The sequence below is a fragment of the Cryobacterium sp. M23 genome (assembly GCF_002929655.1).
GTDB lineage: Bacteria > Actinomycetota > Actinomycetes > Actinomycetales > Microbacteriaceae > Cryobacterium > Cryobacterium sandaracinum.
In genome coordinates this window covers 23,204-39,070 of record NZ_PJJV01000074.1, presented here as the reverse complement: position 1 = coordinate 39,070, position 15,867 = coordinate 23,204, and the positions used below count along the sequence as shown (strand labels likewise).

16 protein-coding genes are annotated in these 15,867 nt (G+C 62.6%); 8 read left to right on the top strand and 8 right to left on the bottom strand.

Annotated features, from left to right (window positions below):
* Window positions 1-102: 102 nt before the first annotated feature.
* From CXY82_RS10675 to dnaA, 5 genes are all read right to left on the bottom strand, one after another.
* Window positions 103-591 (bottom strand): DUF721 domain-containing protein, encoded by a 489-nt coding sequence (locus CXY82_RS10675; RefSeq protein WP_233194112.1) that lies wholly within the window; start codon window positions 589-591, stop codon window positions 103-105.
* Window positions 584-1,771, bottom strand: coding sequence for a DNA replication/repair protein RecF (gene recF / locus CXY82_RS10670; RefSeq protein ID WP_104170918.1), 1,188 nt, complete (start codon window positions 1,769-1,771; stop codon window positions 584-586). Before recF ends, CXY82_RS10675 begins: the two co-directional genes overlap by 8 nt.
* A 5-nt stretch (window positions 1,772-1,776) precedes the next feature.
* Window positions 1,777-2,661, bottom strand: a complete 885-nt coding sequence (gnd, locus tag CXY82_RS10665) for a phosphogluconate dehydrogenase (NAD(+)-dependent, decarboxylating) (protein WP_104170917.1) — start codon at window positions 2,659-2,661, stop codon at window positions 1,777-1,779.
* A gap of 22 nt (window positions 2,662-2,683) precedes the next feature.
* Complete coding sequence (dnaN, locus tag CXY82_RS10660) at window positions 2,684-3,832, bottom strand: DNA polymerase III subunit beta (RefSeq protein WP_104170916.1); 1,149 nt, start codon at window positions 3,830-3,832, stop codon at window positions 2,684-2,686.
* A 363-nt stretch (window positions 3,833-4,195) separates the two neighbouring features.
* Window positions 4,196-5,614 carry a chromosomal replication initiator protein DnaA gene (gene dnaA / locus CXY82_RS10655; protein ID WP_104170915.1) on the bottom strand — a complete coding sequence of 473 codons (1,419 nt, stop codon included), beginning with the start codon at window positions 5,612-5,614 and terminating at the stop codon, window positions 4,196-4,198.
* Between the two features lie 400 nt (window positions 5,615-6,014).
* Between dnaA and rpmH the strand changes: the two genes are divergently transcribed.
* The 8 genes from rpmH to CXY82_RS10615 all read left to right on the top strand — a co-directional run bounded on the left by rpmH (window position 6,015) and on the right by CXY82_RS10615 (window position 10,993).
* On the top strand, window positions 6,015-6,152 hold the full coding sequence (rpmH, locus tag CXY82_RS10650) for a 50S ribosomal protein L34 (protein ID WP_104100646.1): 138 nt from the start codon (window positions 6,015-6,017) through the stop codon (window positions 6,150-6,152).
* An 8-nt stretch (window positions 6,153-6,160) separates the two neighbouring features.
* Window positions 6,161-6,550, top strand: coding sequence for a ribonuclease P protein component (gene rnpA, locus CXY82_RS10645; protein ID WP_104170914.1), 390 nt, complete (start codon window positions 6,161-6,163; stop codon window positions 6,548-6,550).
* Between the two features lie 3 nt (window positions 6,551-6,553).
* Entirely contained in the window at window positions 6,554-6,865 is a 312-nt protein-coding gene (yidD, locus tag CXY82_RS10640; RefSeq protein ID WP_104170913.1) for a membrane protein insertion efficiency factor YidD, read from the top strand.
* Window positions 6,866-6,872: 7 nt separating this feature from the next.
* Entirely contained in the window at window positions 6,873-7,844 is a 972-nt protein-coding gene (gene yidC / locus CXY82_RS10635; RefSeq protein WP_104100649.1) for a membrane protein insertase YidC, read from the top strand.
* 13 nt (window positions 7,845-7,857) lie between these two features.
* The gene (locus CXY82_RS10630) at window positions 7,858-8,373 is read left to right on the top strand and encodes a R3H domain-containing nucleic acid-binding protein (RefSeq protein WP_104100650.1); all 516 of its coding nucleotides are present in this window, start codon (window positions 7,858-7,860) and stop codon (window positions 8,371-8,373) included.
* 11 nt (window positions 8,374-8,384) lie between these two features.
* A complete protein-coding gene (gene rsmG / locus CXY82_RS10625; protein ID WP_104170912.1) occupies window positions 8,385-9,017 on the top strand; it encodes a 16S rRNA (guanine(527)-N(7))-methyltransferase RsmG in 633 nt (210 codons plus the stop codon).
* A gap of 132 nt (window positions 9,018-9,149) precedes the next feature.
* Window positions 9,150-10,043 (top strand): ParA family protein, encoded by an 894-nt coding sequence (locus CXY82_RS10620; RefSeq protein WP_104170911.1) that lies wholly within the window; start codon window positions 9,150-9,152, stop codon window positions 10,041-10,043.
* Window positions 10,043-10,993 (top strand): ParB/RepB/Spo0J family partition protein, encoded by a 951-nt coding sequence (locus CXY82_RS10615; RefSeq protein ID WP_104170910.1) that lies wholly within the window; start codon window positions 10,043-10,045, stop codon window positions 10,991-10,993. The genes CXY82_RS10620 and CXY82_RS10615 overlap by 1 nt, the downstream gene beginning before the upstream one ends.
* 2,087 nt (window positions 10,994-13,080) lie before the next feature.
* Here the strand turns inward: CXY82_RS10615 and CXY82_RS10610 are convergent.
* From CXY82_RS10610 to trxA, 3 genes are all read right to left on the bottom strand, one after another.
* The gene (locus tag CXY82_RS10610) at window positions 13,081-14,037 is read right to left on the bottom strand and encodes an ATP-grasp domain-containing protein (protein WP_104170909.1); all 957 of its coding nucleotides are present in this window, start codon (window positions 14,035-14,037) and stop codon (window positions 13,081-13,083) included.
* Window positions 14,038-14,088: 51 nt separating this feature from the next.
* Window positions 14,089-15,408: a PLP-dependent aminotransferase family protein gene (locus tag CXY82_RS10605; protein WP_104170908.1), complete on the bottom strand. Its 1,320-nt coding sequence runs from the start codon at window positions 15,406-15,408 to the stop codon at window positions 14,089-14,091.
* A 118-nt stretch (window positions 15,409-15,526) separates the two neighbouring features.
* Entirely contained in the window at window positions 15,527-15,850 is a 324-nt protein-coding gene (gene trxA / locus CXY82_RS10600) for a thioredoxin (protein WP_104100656.1), read from the bottom strand.
* Window positions 15,851-15,867 lie beyond the last annotated feature (17 nt).

Below are 15,867 nucleotides of genomic sequence, written 5' to 3'. Positions count from 1 at the left end.
CGTCGCGCGGGCGACCCTTTAGCCTACCAAAGACGCCAAGCACTGCGGGCCAAATCGGGCATCTGCGGCGTTTAATGCACCGGGTTGACCTGTTTTGGCCAGTTACCCATAGGTATCGCGTGGACCGCGCCCTGGAATTGATCTGGGACCCTTTTTCCAGGAGGGGGCGTTAGGCCCTTGAAAACGGATCGACTCGATGCCTGCGTCCGGATACTTCACGGCGATATGCGTCATGATCTCCACCCGCATCATGCGCAGCTGCGTCGCCCAGGCCGTCGACTCGCACTGCACCGTCAGAACGCCCTCGTCGATTCCGACCGGGGTCGAGTGTTTCGACGTCTCCTCGCCGGCCAGCAGGGTCCAGGAGGCAAGCAGCTCCGATTGGGCCAGCGGTGAGTTCCAGCCCAGCTGCAGCGTGAGCGAGTTGATCGTATCGCTCAGTCCCCGAGGATCCCGGCCCGCGCCGAACGGAACGCTCGAGCCGATTTCGGCTCCAGGACGCCGTCGGGCGCGGCTGCGCTTGGCGTTTGGGTCACCGAATACGTCCTTGAAGCGCAGATAGACCCGGGAGGCCTCGCTCGGCTCAGCCATCGACGACCGCCCCGGCATTGATGTGGATGGTGTGCTCGGTGAGTTCTTCCGGCACGTCTTCGAGCACCGCCGCGGTGATCAGAACCTGTTCGAAACCGGTGACGGCGGCGGCCAGACGTCTCCGGCGGCTCAGATCCAGTTCGGCGAAGACGTCGTCGAGGATCAGGACCGGGTCGCCCGTCGTGGAGTCCCGGCGCAGCAGCTCCGCCGAGGCGAGTTTCAGGGCGAGGGCGAACGACCACGACTCACCATGGCTGGCATAGCCCTTGGCGGGCAGTGCATTGAGCGCGAAGACCAGGTCGTCCCGATGCGGTCCGACCAGGGTCATACCCCGGTCGAGCTCCTTGCGACGAAGGGCGGCCAGTGCCATGCGAAACGAGTCCCCGGTGGTCGATCCTGTCGAAACCGAGGCTGACGAAACCGAACCGGTGGGAACCGAGCCCGTCGAGGCCATCGCCTCCATCGCTGCATCCTCGTCTGCACCCAGGATGCTGAGTGATGGAACCAGCATCGGCCCATGGTCTTCCCCCGCGACCGCCCGGTACGCAGCACCCAGAGGTGGCCCGAGCAGGTGAACGAGTTCGGCCCGCTCGTCGATGATCTCGGAGCCGAGAGCAACGAGGCGATCGTCCCAGATTTCGAGTGTTCCAAGCTGGGTGGTGCGCACGCCCGAGGCCCGCGCCGACTTCAGCAGCGTATTCCGCTGGCGCAGCACCCGGTCGTAGTCGGCCAGAACCCCGCTAAGCCGGGGGGTGCGCAGCACGAGCAATTGGTCGAGGAATCGCCGGCGCCCGGACGGGTCACCCCGAACCAGCGCCAGGTCTTCAGGGGCGAAGAGCACGCTGGAGAAAAAACGTGGGAGTTCTCGAGTCTTGATCACCGACCGGTTGACTTGGGCCCGGTTCAGGCCCGAGCGGTTGATCTGCACCTCGGTCAGGATCTCGCGGCCGTTGAACTCGAGCTTGGCCCGGATGATGCCGGCGTCGCGACCGGCCCTGATCATGGCGGAGGTGTTGGAGACCCGGTGCGAACTGAGGGTACTGAGGAATCCCAGGGCCTCGACGAGATTGGTCTTTCCCTGCCCATTCCGGCCCACGATCAGATTGGGTCCCGGCGCGAACGGCACCTCGACCTGCGCATAGTTGCGAAAGTCGGTCAGAGACAGATGTTGGACCCGCACTCGGGTCAGTCGGCCGTTTTGACGGCGTGGCCGCCGAACTGATTGCGCAGGGCCGCGACCGCCTTCATCGCGGGGGAGTCGTCCTGCCGGGACACGAACCGCGCGAAGATGGCCGCGCTGATCGTCGGTACGGGAACGGCGTTATTGATGGCCTCTTCGATGGTCCAGCGGCCCTCACCGGAGTCCTCGACGAAACCCTCGATGTTCTGAAGTTCCGGGTCGTCGTCCAGGGCTCGCACGAGAAGTTCAAGCAGCCAGGACCGCACCACGGTGCCGCGCTGCCAGGCCTTGAACACGCCGGGAACGTCGGTGATCAGGTCACTGCTCTTTAGCAGTTCATAGCCCTCGGCGTATGACTGCATGAGGGCATACTCGATTCCGTTGTGCACCATCTTCGCGTAATGCCCGGCGCCGACCGCGCCGGCATGCACGAAACTCTCGTCGCGTGGGCCCTCGGGACGCAGAGCGTCGAAGACGGGCATGGCGCGCTCGACCTGCTCGGCGGCGCCACCGACCATCAGCCCGAATCCATTGGTCAGCCCCCACACGCCCCCGGACACCCCGGCGTCGACGTAATGCACGCCCGATGCCGCCAGAAGAGCGGCATGGGCGAAGTCATCGGTGAAGCGCGAGTTTCCGCCGTCGATGACGAGGTCGCCGGCGCTAAGCTCGCTGGCCAATTCGGCGATCACGGCATCCGTCGCGGCACCGGCCGGGACCATTACCCAAACAAGCCGCGGAGCCGGCAGCGCGGCAATCAGCTCAGCGGTGCCGGCAACGTCCGAGATCTCGGGGTTGCGGTCGAGACCAGTGACCCCGACGCCATTGGCCCGCAGACGGTTGCGCATGTTCGCGCCCATTTTTCCCAGGCCGATGATGCCGATGTGCATGGCTGTTCCTTCCGAGATTGTCCTAGCGCAACAGCAGATTGGGCTGGAGCAGGTACTTGTAGCTGTCGGCGCCCGGCTGATCCCGGGAGGTCTGGCTGGTGATCAGAACCGGGCCCGGCTTGTTGGGATTCTCGGTCTTCGTGAAAGAGATTCGCACAAATTCCGAGTGCACCGCGCCCAGGCCGTCCAGCAAAAACTGAGGTTTCAACGAAACGACCGTGTCCGTGCCGGACAGGATCGCGTCGATCGTCTCCGATGCCTGGGCCTGCTCCGATCCGACCGCCTCGAGGGTGAGACCGTCGGCGGTGAAGGTGAACCTCAGGGCTGCTTCGCGCTCGAGGACGAGCTGCACTCGACGGGTCGCCTCGATCAGGTCCGCCGTGTTCATGACCGCGTAGTTGTCCACGTTATCGGGGAACAGGCGCCGCACGGGTGGATAGTTTCCCTTGATCAGAAGGGAGGTAACGGTTTTCTTATCGGCGGTGAACGCGATGAGCTCGCGGTCGTCGGTGTGGGTGATCGCGATAGAAATCGTGCCGCTGTGACCGAACGTCTTGCCGACCTCCTGCAGAGTGCGGGCCGGAACCAGGGCCGTGATGGTGTCGGTGGTCGTGGTGCTGCCTTTATCCCAGTCGATCTCGCGCACGGCAACACGGTACCGGTCCGTGGCCACGAGGCTGAGGCTGTTTTCCGTGACTTGCAGCTGTACGCCGGTGATCACGGGGGTGACATCGTCACGGGAGGCAGCCACCGCCACCTGGGCGACAGCGGCCGAGAACTCTTCGGCGGGCACGAGACCGGCCTGCGCGCTGACCTGCGGGATGCTTGGGTATTCCTCAACCGGCATGGAGAGCAACGTGAAACTCGCACTGCCACAACTGACCGTGATCCGAGATTCGTTGGTCGAGAACCGCACCGGTGCGTTGGGCATCCGACTGGCGATGTCGGCGAGGAGTCGTCCCGAGACGAGAACTTTGCCGACTTCTTCGACGTCGGCGGCGATCTCGGTTTGCGCGGAGACCTCGTAGTCGAACGAGGAGAGGATCAGCCCGGTTGCCGTCGCCTCGATCAGCACACCGCTCAAAATCGGCAGCGTCGTCCGCTGGGGAAGGAGCTTGACAGCGAAAGAGACGGCTTCACTGAAGACGTCCCGGTTGGCCTGAAATCTCACGAAGTCACTCCTGTTCGGTTAGAGACCTGGATACGGCCTCAATGGTAGCCGTGTTTTACGGAGCAAATTTTTGCAACCGCCGAGCACTCAAGGTTGTCGGATGGAGAGAAAGAGAAGTTAATTGTTAATCTTCTTAACCGGTGTGGAAACTGTGGATAACTTGTGGGATGCCGCTAGGCGACTGGGAACTACAAACTTGTAACTTGTTGGCAGCCTGTGAGTGCCCAGCACACTTCGGTGTCGTGCCGGTTTGGCAAGGAGGGGAGTTTGCACAACCACGCGCTGAGTTTCTACAGGTTGTGCCCAGTTGTGTAAACAATTTCCACAGGGTTATCCACAGGTGTGAAAACTGAAGAAATACCGCTATTTGTAACGGTGGTTCTGCTTGATGCGGTTCGTGAGCTCGGTCACCTGGTTGTAGATCGACCGGCGTTCCTTCATCAGTTCGCTGATCTTTTTATTCGCGTACATCACCGTGGTGTGGTCTCGGTTGCCGAATAATTGGCCGATCTTGGGCAAGGAGAGGTTGGTCAGCTCACGGCACAGGTACATCGCGATCTGGCGCGCCGTGGCGATCGCCTGCGACCGGGATGACCCGTAGAGGTCATCCACGGAGAGCTTGAAGTAGTCGGCGGTGTTGGTGATGATATCGACCGGCGCGATCACGTTGTCCTCATCGAGGGTGATCAGGTCCTTCAACACCGTCTGCACCAGGTCCATGTCGACCGGGGTGCGGTTGAGGCTCGCGAAGGCCGTCACCCGGATCAGGGTTCCCTCGAGTTCACGGATGTTCGAGGAGACCTTCGAGGCCATAAACTCGAGAATATCGTGCGGGACCTGTAGTTTCTCGCTCTGCGCCTTCTTGCGTAGGATCGCGATTCGCGTTTCCAGGTCGGGTGCCTGGACATCCGTGATCAGGCCCCACTCGAAGCGTGACCGCATTCGGTCCTCAAAACCGGTGAGGTGCTTGGGCGGGAGGTCACTCGTGATGACCACCTGCTTGTTGTGATCGTGCAGGGTGTTGAAGGTGTGGAAGAAGGCTTCTTGCGTTTCCGCCTTGCCTTGCAGAAATTGGATGTCGTCGATCATCAGGATGTCGATGTTGCGGTAACGCGACTGGAATGCGGAACCACGGTTGTTGGCGATCGAGTTGATGAAGTCGTTGGTGAATTCCTCGGAGCTGACATAACGCACCCGGATGCCGGGGTACAGGCTCATCGCGTAGTGGCCGATGGCGTGCAGGAGGTGGGTTTTGCCGAGGCCGGACGACCCATAGACGAAGAGAGGGTTGTAGGCCTTCGCAGGCGCCTCCGCTACCGCGACCGCCGCGGCGTGTGCGAAGCGGTTGGACTGGCCGATCACGAAGTTGTCGAAGCTGTACTTCGAGTTCAACCGGGTGTCATGGGGCCGCTCGGGCGAGCTGCTCTCGAACACCGATTGCGGTGCGGCTGGGGTTTCCACATCGGGGGGAGAACTCGATTCGCGCACCGGCCGGATGGATTCCTTTTCCAGCTCGGGATTGACGACCACATAGAAGGTGGACACCGCGGACGCCTCATCCAGGTGGCCCATCGCCGTCAGGAGCGGCACTCGCATGCGCTGATTGAGCATGCTGGCCGTGAACTCGTTGGGGACCTCAAGGTAGAACGTGCCGGCGGCGATACCCTTGGGTTCGACCAGGTTGAGAAAGCCGTACAGCATGGGCGTGATGCTGTCGTCGGATTCCAGGCTGGTCAGTACAGACCGCCAGGTCTCCGTGATGGGCTGTTCTTCGGTGGCCATGGTTTCTCCGCTTTTCTCTCATTGTTGCCTTCTACAACGACGGAGATCGAGGACTGGGCTCGTCTCTGAACGCATAATCCAGCTAAAGCATCCACAAGGTTATCCACCGCCTGTGGGCAAATAAGCCCCAATTCACAGGGTTTGTTGAAAACCTGTGGATAACTTGTCCTCACGGTAGTCAATCACCGCCAGTCCGGCCAAATTCGTTCGCATTTCGTGCGCGTGTCGATGCTCGAAATGGGTGCGATTGTGTGTACAACCGATGTTTTCGGGAGGTCGAGTTTGACCATCACCGGCCAAAGCCGTAGTTTTAATCAGTTGACCCCAGCCCGAGGGCTACCTCACTCTTTCCCGGCCGCTCAGTTTGGCCTACGGAGATTTAACACGTGGAGACAGAACAATGAGCAAGAGAACGTTCCAGCCGAACAATCGCCGTCGCGCCAAGGTGCACGGCTTCCGCCTTCGCATGAAGACCCGTGCCGGCCGCGCGATTCTGGGTGCTCGCCGTCGCAAGGGTCGCATCGAACTCTCCGCTTAAGCACTCTCGTGCTCGCGGGGGCCAATCGCATCACCGCCGGTGACGACTACAAGTCGGTCGTGCGCCGGGGTGCGCGCATCGTCGGCCCGCACCTGGTGACGTATCTGCGCCGGAATCCGGAGGACGCTCCGGCACGGTTCGGTTTCATTGTGGCGAAAAACGTGGGTGACGCCGTGCGGCGCAATCGAGTCCGACGTCGTTTGAAGGCGGCGAGCTACGCTGTGCTGTTCTCCACGCGGCCCGGCACGGATGTTGTCATCCGCGCTCTGCCGTCGGCAGCGGATGCGCCGTGGTCGATCCTGCATGCGGAACTGTCCGTGGCGCTGGTGAAGTTTCAGCGCATCTCGGTTACATCCGTTGCCGGTAAGGCCCCGGCAGCGATCCGATCGGATCGCTGACTGGTGAACAGGTTCTTGACTACGCTCATACTCCTCCCACGCAACGCGGGGGTTCTGGTACTGCGTGCGTACAGGGCTGTGATTTCCCCGCTCTACGGCGATGTTTGCCGGTACTACCCCTCCTGTTCGGCGTATGCACTCGGCACCGTTCAGGAATACGGACTCGTCGTGGGATCAGCCCGAGCCGCGCTGCGGCTGGGCCGATGCCATCCGTGGGCCGAAGGCGGGATCGATGACGTTCCCCTCAGGCGGAAGCGTCGCGTCATCGTGACGTCGTTTGGTTTTGTTATCGCAGCGAGCCACGGAAAGGGCTGACGCAAAGATGGACCTCCTAGGTACGATTCTCTGGCCGCTGAAATGGGTCGTCGAGGCTCTACTCGTCGCATTCCACTCCCTCTTCTCCGTCATGGGGATGAACTACGACGACGGCCTCACATGGGTGCTCTCGATCGTCGGTCTCGTGATCGTCGTCAGGGCCGCCCTGATTCCCATCTTCGTGCGGCAGATCAAGAGCCAGCGCAAGATGCTGGAGGTCGCGCCGCAACTCAAGAAGATTCAGGACAAGTACAAGGGCAAGAAAGACCAGTTTTCGCGCGAGGCCATGTCCCGCGAGACCATGGAGCTCTACAAGCGCACAGGCACCAACCCGCTGAGCTCCTGCCTGCCTTTGTTGCTGCAGATGCCGATCTTCTTCGCCCTGTTCTCCGTATTGAATGACGCGCAACGTAGTCAGGCTGGAGTCGGCCCGCTCAACGACGATCTCGCGAAGAGCTTCGGAAACGCCACCCTCTTCGGCGACGCGCCGCTGCATGACTCGTTCGCGTCTCAGTGGACGAAAATGGTCGCTGGTCAGGACTTCAATGCCGTCGTTATGTGGATCGCGGCCATCATGGTGGTCCTGATGACCGCCTCACAGTTCATCACCCAGCTACAGATCGTCTCCAAGAATATGTCGCCGGAAACCAAGGCAAGCCCCATGTTTAAGCAGCAGCGCATCATGCTCTACCTGCTTCCCCTTGTCTTTGCCTTCTCCGGTGTTGCCTTCCCCCTCGGCGTCATGTTCTACTGGCTTACCTCGAACATCTGGACAATGATCCAGCAGTTCCTGGTCATCCGGAATATGCCCACGCCCGGCAGTGAGGCCGCCAAGGCGCGCGAAGAGCGACTGGCCCGAAAGGGTAAACTCATCGCCACGGATGGTGACGTGATTGTGGTCGAAGAGCCCAAGAAGCCTCAGCGTCAGCAGCCGGTCGCAAAGAATCGTGCCAAAAAGCAATCCGGCCCTAAAAAATAAGAAGAGACCCAACGTGACTGAGAACACTGACGTGATCGCCGCACCTGGACCGGCGGACGATTCCCCCACGCTCGGCCAGCTCGAGCAGGAGGGGGACATCGCCGCGGACTACATCGAGGAATTCCTCGATATCTGCGACCTCGACGGGGACATCGACATTGACGCGCGTAATGGGCGGGCATACCTGTCCGTCAATTCCTCGGATGTCGCGAACCTGCGTTTGCTATCTAAGCCGGAAACCGTCAATGCCTTGCAGGAATTGACGCGACTGGCCGTGCAGAACAAGACCGGAGCTTTCTCGCGGTTGATCCTGGATATCGGCGGCTCGCGCGACGCCCGGCAGGCCGAGTTAGCCTCACTGGTGTCCCGCGCCGTGGAACGCATCCAAGCGGGTGCCGCCGAGGCATCACTGCCGCCGATGTCCTCCTACGAGCGCAAGCTCGTGCATGACCTGGTGTCGGAAGCGGGTTTCGTCTCTGAGTCCAAGGGCGAGGGCCGGGACCGCCACACGGTCATCTCCGCCGCGTAGTACATCGAAATATTGTGACTCACACTCTCGAGGCGGAGCCAGCCGTTGCCGCGGATCTCTTCGGTGACCAGATCGAGGGTGCCCGCGCCTTCGTGGCCAGCCTGGCTGCGCAGGGCGAGGAACTCGGCCTGATCGGCCCGGTGGAAGTACCACGGCTGTGGAGTCGACATATCCTCAACTGTGCGATCGTCGCGCCGCTGCTCCGACCCGGACTCGTCGGCGATGTCGGTTCCGGGGCCGGGTTACCCGGCTTGGTGCTGGCGATCGCCCGGCCGGATGTGACGTTCGTACTCATCGAGCCCATGGAGCGCCGGGTCGCATGGTTGACCGGCCAAGTGGCCGCGCTCGGCCTGACCAATGCGACCGTACTCCGGGCTCGGGCGGAAGACGTTCGGCTGCCCGGGCGGCTTGACCAGGTGACCGCCCGTGCGGTCAGTGCCTTCCGCACCCTGATCCCTCTCACGGCCCCCCTTCTAAATCCCGGCGGTGAGCTGGTGCTGATGAAGGGCACGGGCGCCGCGGCGGAGGTCGAAGCCGCGGCGAAGGCCATCCGTAAGTTCCGGCTCAGCAATGTCGAGGTGATCACCCTCGGCGAGGGCGTGCTGCAGGATGTGACTCGAGTCATAAGGGCTACAGTGGATTAGTCCCTAGTGTCTGCTCTTGTCAGTGCTGAGGCACAACCGGAGTCCCTGCGGGGGTGGCTCATTAATCGTCGAACGCGAAGGTTTCACGTGAAACAACCTGGTGAAGACCAGCAATCAAGCAAGGCGGCCGCGGTGTTTGACGATACGACCCCGCTTGCGCGTGAGATTTCTGACCTGACGCGGCGCCGACAGCGGATTGCCTCCGAGACGCTGCCGAGGCCGGAGAAGACGCGCGTCATCACCATCTCGAACCAGAAGGGTGGCGTCGGCAAGACCACGACCGCGGTCAACTTGTCGGCCGCTCTGGCCCGTCAGGGCGCGCGCGTTCTGGTGATCGACTTGGACCCCCAGGGCAACGCGTCCACCGCCTTGGGCGTCGAACATCGCGCGGAAACCCCCAGCGTCTACGACGTCATCGTCAACGACGAGGAAATGGCTGCGGTCGTTCAGACCAGCCCGGAGTTCGGCTCGCTGTTCTGTGTGCCGGCCACTATCCACCTCGCGGGTGCAGAAATAGAGCTCGTCTCCCTGGTCGCCCGTGAGCAGCGTCTCAACCGTGCCCTCGAATCGCACCTGAAAACGATGGATGACCCCTACGACTACGTTTTCATCGACTGCCCCCCGTCTCTGGGACTCTTGACGATCAACGCGTTTGTCGCGGCCCGCGAGGTGCTGATCCCGATTCAGTGTGAGTACTACGCGCTCGAAGGTCTCAGCCAGCTGCTCAAGAATATCGAATTGATCGAGAAGCACTTGAACCCGGACCTCGGGGTGTCCACGATTCTGCTCACGATGTACGACAGCCGCACCAACCTGGCGAACCACGTGGCCCAGGATGTGCGTGAACACTTCCCCAAGCAGGTTCTGAACACCCTTATACCGCGTTCCGTGCGTGTCTCTGAGGCGCCGAGCTACGGTCAGAGCGTTATCAGTTACGACCTCAATTCTGCCGGATCACTCTCATACCTCGAAGCAGCAGCAGAGATCGCCCATCGGGGCGCCCCCAAGACAGGAGTCGCACTTTAATGGCTAAAAGGACTGGGCTTGGCCGGGGGATCGGTGCACTCATCCCCATTCAGGACGACCCGACGCAGGCGCGTCCAGTCGATGTGTTCTTCCCCTACGCCAATGCGGTGCGCCCGAACGAGACCGAGGGACTTCTTCCGGTTCCGGGTGCGCGGCTCGCGCACCTCAATCCCAGCGACATCGTGCCGAACCACGTCCAGCCGCGGAGCACCTTCGATGAGTCCGACCTGGCCGAGCTGGTACACAGCATCCAGGAAGTCGGCGTGCTGCAGCCCATCGTGGTTCGTTCCATCGTGGAGCAGCCCGGCAAATACGAACTGGTGATGGGGGAGCGTCGGCTTCGCGCCACGAAGGTGGCCGGACTGACCACCATTCCGGCGATCATCCGTGAGACGGCGGATGTCGACATGTTGCGTGACGCGCTGCTGGAAAACCTGCATCGCGCACAGCTGAACCCGCTCGAGGAGGCGTCTGCCTACCAGCAGCTGCTGGCCGATTTCGGCATCACCCAGGAGGAGCTCGCACAGAAGATCGGTCGGTCGCGGCCGCAGATCACCAACACCATCCGTTTGCTGAAGCTCCCCGAGGCCGTGCAGATGCGCGTTGCCGCCGGTGTTCTGTCTGCCGGGCACGCGCGAGCGATCCTCTCCGTCGGGGATCCGGCGGGCATGGTCAAGCTGGCCGACAAAATCGTCAACGAGGATCTCTCCGTGCGGGCAGCGGAGGCCGCGGCCGCGATGCAGCCACGTGTCGATTCCGTCAAGCCAACGGGCGGACGTCGTCAGGGACACCTCGACGAGATCGCGGAACGCCTCGGTGACCGACTGGACACCCGCGTAAAGATTCATTTAGGGGCAAGAAAAGGCCAGATCACGGTTGATTTTGCCACGATCGGTGATCTCAATCGCATTCTCGACGTTCTCGGCGAACCCGGTTTCGGAGCCAGCTAGCCCCACCCCAGTGTCGAGCGCCCCGCTGCTCGACCGCTCGGTGGTCGACCGCTCGGTGGTCGACCAGCCGGTGGTTGACCAGCCGGTGATCGATCACCCCGTGGTCGAGTGAGTCGAGACCCGCCCCGCCCCGTTAGTGTTTCACGTGAAACATAAGCATCGGCCCTCACCCGTGCGTCGAACCGGGCCGCGGTGTTCGAGCCTGTCAAGACTCTGTCCCCTCACCCTTTCCGGTGGTGGAGCCTGTCGAGACCCGAGACCCGACGCCTTGGCTGCACGTCCATCCAGATACGCTGGTCCTCCCGCTCAGGTGGGCCTGCGATTCGTCAAACCGACCTCCGGTCATCGCTAGCTGAGTCGCCGGGGCGATCAAATCAGTCATGAACTACACATTAGACGTCATCAGGAAGCAACCTAAGCGCTCAGGTGGCAGAACAGAAATCCACATTACGGCCCTTATGGGGCCTAAATTCTGCGTATCAGAGATCGTGCACTCGAGAAGCGCACTGACCAGCCCACCCCGGATTCACGGCTTGAGTCACGGCGCTCATTCTGAGTGAGCAGCCGGCATCCGCCGTCAGAGTCTGGCCTGCAGAGAATGGAGCGATCCAGTGTGCACAGGTTGCGACAGGCTCGATCACCGTCGCCCCCGTCCCGTTCCGGTGGTCAAGCGTGGCGAGACTGGTTCCCGTCGATCCGTTTCGGTGGTCGAGTTCGTCACGTGCCGGGCCCCTCGGGTCCTTCCGCGTGACCGAGCATGACGCGGGCCAACCTGGTGAATCATGAGTGTTTCGCGGGTGAGGTCAATCAATGGAGCCACCCTCGACCCCCGTCAACTGATGACTTGTTCCCCACGGCTCGTGGGTTTTGGTCCCGCCGTTTGTGAAACACGACGGGGAGTCGCCTGCCCCGCGCGCTGCGCGAACCCACCAGGACCTGGGTGAGGCCGTATCGGCATCCCTTCGCCCCTGATCGACATTGCCGAAATCCAACCGCGTCGAGTGCAAGAACCCCGACAGGCGGACCCAAGGATACGACGTCCAGACCGGGCGGGTCGCCACGCGAACGGTCCAGGGCACTGCGTGGGCGAAGAATATTGTCTCCCCGTCCCGACATGGTCATGTTTCACGTGAAACACACTCCGGGTTCGGATCTGGTCCCTAAAAGTTCGACACTGGAGCAGTTCCGCAGCGTCGACACCTCCGCGCACCTGTGCCGGTGCCCATTCCGGTCTCGACAGGATCGACCGCCGAAATGCGTGTGTTCGTGAGATCGGGGATCGTCAGCGGATGCATCCGCCCACGGCATGGCATCTGTCACAGTCGCGAGTTCGATCCGCCACCCGCGCCGGCATGCTCTCCGTTGCCTGTCTGGATTGCGCCTAATCCCGGGCACACGGTGCGGAGGAACGGTGAGAATGTCCTGCCTTGCGCGCGGCGTGCCGACTCCGTGGAGGCACGACAGTTCGTCTGCGGTCTGGTCTCATTCCGCCAGCTCGCGTCACGGCCGTCGAATCCGCGAAGGCGCCACACTGCCAAAGGGGTGGGTAGAGGAGAGGGCCAGTCAGTCCGAGCTTGTTCGCCCGTGGTTGTTCTCGGGCCGGTTCGTAGGTGGAGACTCGGTGGTTTGGCGTCTACTGAGGTCAGCGAGTGGATGTGTCGTGGGCGTTTCACGTGAAACGTCGGATCCCGCAGATCACGGTCGGTGAGCGGACGGTGCCGAGTGTGGCCGGGGCTGTCCCTCGCGAGAGCATCGTCGATCAAGTAATGCTTCTCGACGCAGAGGGACGACACCGGGAGTCGGGTGCGTGTCTACTCGTCAGCTTCTCCGGCGGTGTAGTGAAAGAGTCTGCGACCTAACTTCCAGGTGCTGCCAACGACGTCGGTCCCGTCCGGGCATTCGGGCAGGTACGGGGGGCATGGCGTCCATGCCGGCAGGGCGGGCGGTGTGGGAGCGGGGTGGGTGCTCGACAACCTCCACCAGTGTGAGGGGGCGCCTGGTCGGCGCGGTCTCGATGAGCACGTCCACCGACGGGCTCGAGTGACGACAGAACCATGTTTCACGTGAAACACGGCCCACGGCGCGGACTACGAGCCGGCGATGGCGGCTCGGGCGAGGGCGTCGTAGACGGCGCCGAGAGACTGACCGGAAGCCTCGATGCACTGGGGCACCAGGGACGTCTCGGTCAGACCCGGAAGCACGTTCGCTTCCAGGAACCAGGGAACGCCATCCGAGTCCACGATCAGGTCGATGCGGGAGATGTGGCGCAGGCCGAGCAGTTCGTGGATGGCGACCGCGGTTTGTGCCACCAGTTCCGCAATCTCCGCGCGGATCCGGGCCGGTGTGTAGAACAGCGTCTCACCCGCGTTGTAGCGGGCCTCGAAGCTGTAGACGCCGTCAATGGGCACGATCTCCACGGCGGGCAGTGCAACGGGGCCGTCTCCGATGTCGATGACCGCGACCGCCAGTTCGGTACCCTCGACCTTCTCCTCCACGAGGGCGACCGTGGCGTAGGTGTAGGCGTCGACCATGGCACGCGGCAGTCCGGCGGGGGAGTCGATGATGTTGACCCCCTGGGCCGAGCCACCCTCGGCCGGTTTCACCACGAGCGGCGTGGGCAGGGCCGTCAGGAGGTGCTCGAGGACGCTGGCGGCACCGAGATCCCGGAAGGTCTCGGTGGACAGGGCGATTGCGTCGGGGGTGGCGTAGCCGGCCCGGCGCACGAGCTCCTTGGCGATCGGCTTCGACCAGGCCAGACGGGCCGGTCCAGCTAGCGAGCCCACGTGCGGTATCCCGGTGGTCTCCAGCAGGGCCAGGAGTGCACCGTCCTCACCGGTGGCGCCGTGCACGACCGGCCAGATCACATCGGGTTTCCGGATGGTCAGATCGGCGAGCAGGCCGGCCTGCGGGTCCAGAACGGTGACGGTGTGGCCCAAGCTCGTCAGTGCATCCGCGACCCGGCGACCCGAGCGTAGTGAGATGTCCCGCTCGTGCGAGATACCGCCCGCGAGAATAACGATGTCAAGTGGCAAAAAATCGCTCATGGTCAGGGTTTTTTCCTTGCTTTGGCTGGTGTGGATACCGACGGAGACGAACTACGAAATGTCGGGAGGCGGGGAGTTGAAGCGGCCTTCTGCGCGCAACGGGTTCAGGGAACCGGTGCCGGCGAAGGTCTCGAGCAGGTCGAGCTCATCACGGAGGACGGATGCGAGGCGACGGATTCCGACCCGGATGTGATCCGGCGTCGGGTAGCAGAACGAGAGGCGCATGTTGCGCCGCCCGTCGCCGTCGGCGAAGAAGGCGGTGCCGGGCGTGTACGCCACGAGTTCCTTGACCGCCCGCGGCAGCATGGCCTTGGAGTCCAGTCCCTCTGGAAGAGTGACCCAGACGTAGAACCCTCCGTTCGGATTGGTCCAGGTGAGGCCGGGCAGGTACTCTTCCAGGGCGTCCAGCAGTGCGTTCTTGCGCTCGCGGTAGACCCCGCGGAAGGTGTTGATCTGGCCCTTCCAATCGGACGTCGCCAGGTACTCGGAAATCACCAGCTGGCTGAACGAGCTGGGGGAGAGCACCGCGGCCTCGTTGGCAAGCACCAGCTTCTCCCGGATGGCGTGCGGGGCCAGCGCCCAACCGACCCGGAAACCCGGGGCGAGGGTCTTGGAAAACGTGCCTAGGTAGACGACTCCGTCCTCTTCGAGCGAGCGCATCGCATCGGGTGCCGGCTGGTCGAAGTAGAGCAGTCCGTAGGGGTTGTCTTCCAACACCAGGATGTCGTCCGCCCGGGCGATCTCGAGGATCTCGAGGCGACGGGCCCAGCTGAGGGTCACTCCGGCCGGGTTGTGGAAGTTCGGGATCGTATACAGGAACTTGATGGTCTTGCCGGCGGCCTTGAGGCGCTGGATGTGCTGGCGGAGCGCTTCAGGGATCAGGCCGTGCTCGTCCATGGGCACGTGTTCTACCTCGGCCTGATACGACTTGAAGATGACCATGGCCGTGACGTAGCTGGGGCCCTCCGAGAGCACCACGTCGCCCGGGTCGAGAAAAAGTTTACTGACCAATTCGAGGGCATGCTGCGACCCCGTTGTCACGACGACATCGTCGGCGTGCGCACGGATGCCTTCAAGCCCCATCACCTCGAGTATCTGCTCCCTCAGAACGGGAACGCCCTGACCAGAGCCGTATTGGAGAGCGACGGGGCCCTGCTGGCGCATGACCCGGTCCATGGCGTTGATAACCAGGTCGGGCGGTAGGGCGGCCACGAAGGGCATGCCGCCGGCCAGTGAGACGACCTCGGGGCGGGAGGCCACCGCGAAGAGAGCCCTGACCTCGGAGGCGCGCAACCCCGCGGCTCGCTCGGCGTAGTGGTGGTACCACGGGTCGAGGTTGTTGCCGGTCTGGGGGGAGCGCTTCGCTGTCACGTCACTTCCGATCTGGTGAGGTTTCAATCGTATGCGGTCGGTACCATCCGGCCCGAATCCCAAAAAACCCGCCCGGCGTGAGCCGGACGGGTCAGGGCCTCGGTAGAGGCAGGGACGGTTAGGCCAGGTAGGCGGCCAAATCCTTCTCAAGGGCGACCTTCGGCTTGGCGCCGATGACGGTCTTGACGACCTCGCCCTTCTGGAACACCTTCATCGCCGGGATGGAGGTGATCTGGTACTTGGCGGCCAGCGCCGGGAAGTCGTCGACGTTCAGCTTGACGATGTCGAGCTTGTCAGCGTTCTCGCTGGCAATCTGGTCGAGGATCGGGCTGACGGCGCGACACGGGCCACACCATTCCGCCCAGAAGTCCACCAGAACGGTTTTTTCGTTGTTGATGACTTCCTGGTCGAAGGTGACGTCGGTGACGGCGCGTGCAGACATGTGGTTACTCCTTGATT

Bases quoted from the DNA above. Each gene is read 5' to 3' on its own strand.
- rpmH (WP_104100646.1), top strand. From the start codon at position 6,015: ATGAGCAAGAGAACGTTCCAGCCGAACAATCGCCGTCGCGCCAAGGTG.
- dnaA (WP_104170915.1), bottom strand. From the start codon at position 5,614: ATGGCCACCGAAGAACAGCCCATCACGGAGACCTGGCGGTCTGTACTG.
- CXY82_RS10610 (WP_104170909.1), bottom strand. From the start codon at position 14,037: ATGAGCGATTTTTTGCCACTTGACATCGTTATTCTCGCGGGCGGTATC.
- CXY82_RS10615 (WP_104170910.1), top strand. From the start codon at position 10,043: ATGGCTAAAAGGACTGGGCTTGGCCGGGGGATCGGTGCACTCATCCCC.
- CXY82_RS10675 (WP_233194112.1), bottom strand. From the start codon at position 591: ATGGCTGAGCCGAGCGAGGCCTCCCGGGTCTATCTGCGCTTCAAGGAC.
- trxA (WP_104100656.1), bottom strand. From the start codon at position 15,850: ATGTCTGCACGCGCCGTCACCGACGTCACCTTCGACCAGGAAGTCATC.
- gnd (WP_104170917.1), bottom strand. From the start codon at position 2,661: ATGCACATCGGCATCATCGGCCTGGGAAAAATGGGCGCGAACATGCGC.
- yidC (WP_104100649.1), top strand. From the start codon at position 6,873: ATGGACCTCCTAGGTACGATTCTCTGGCCGCTGAAATGGGTCGTCGAG.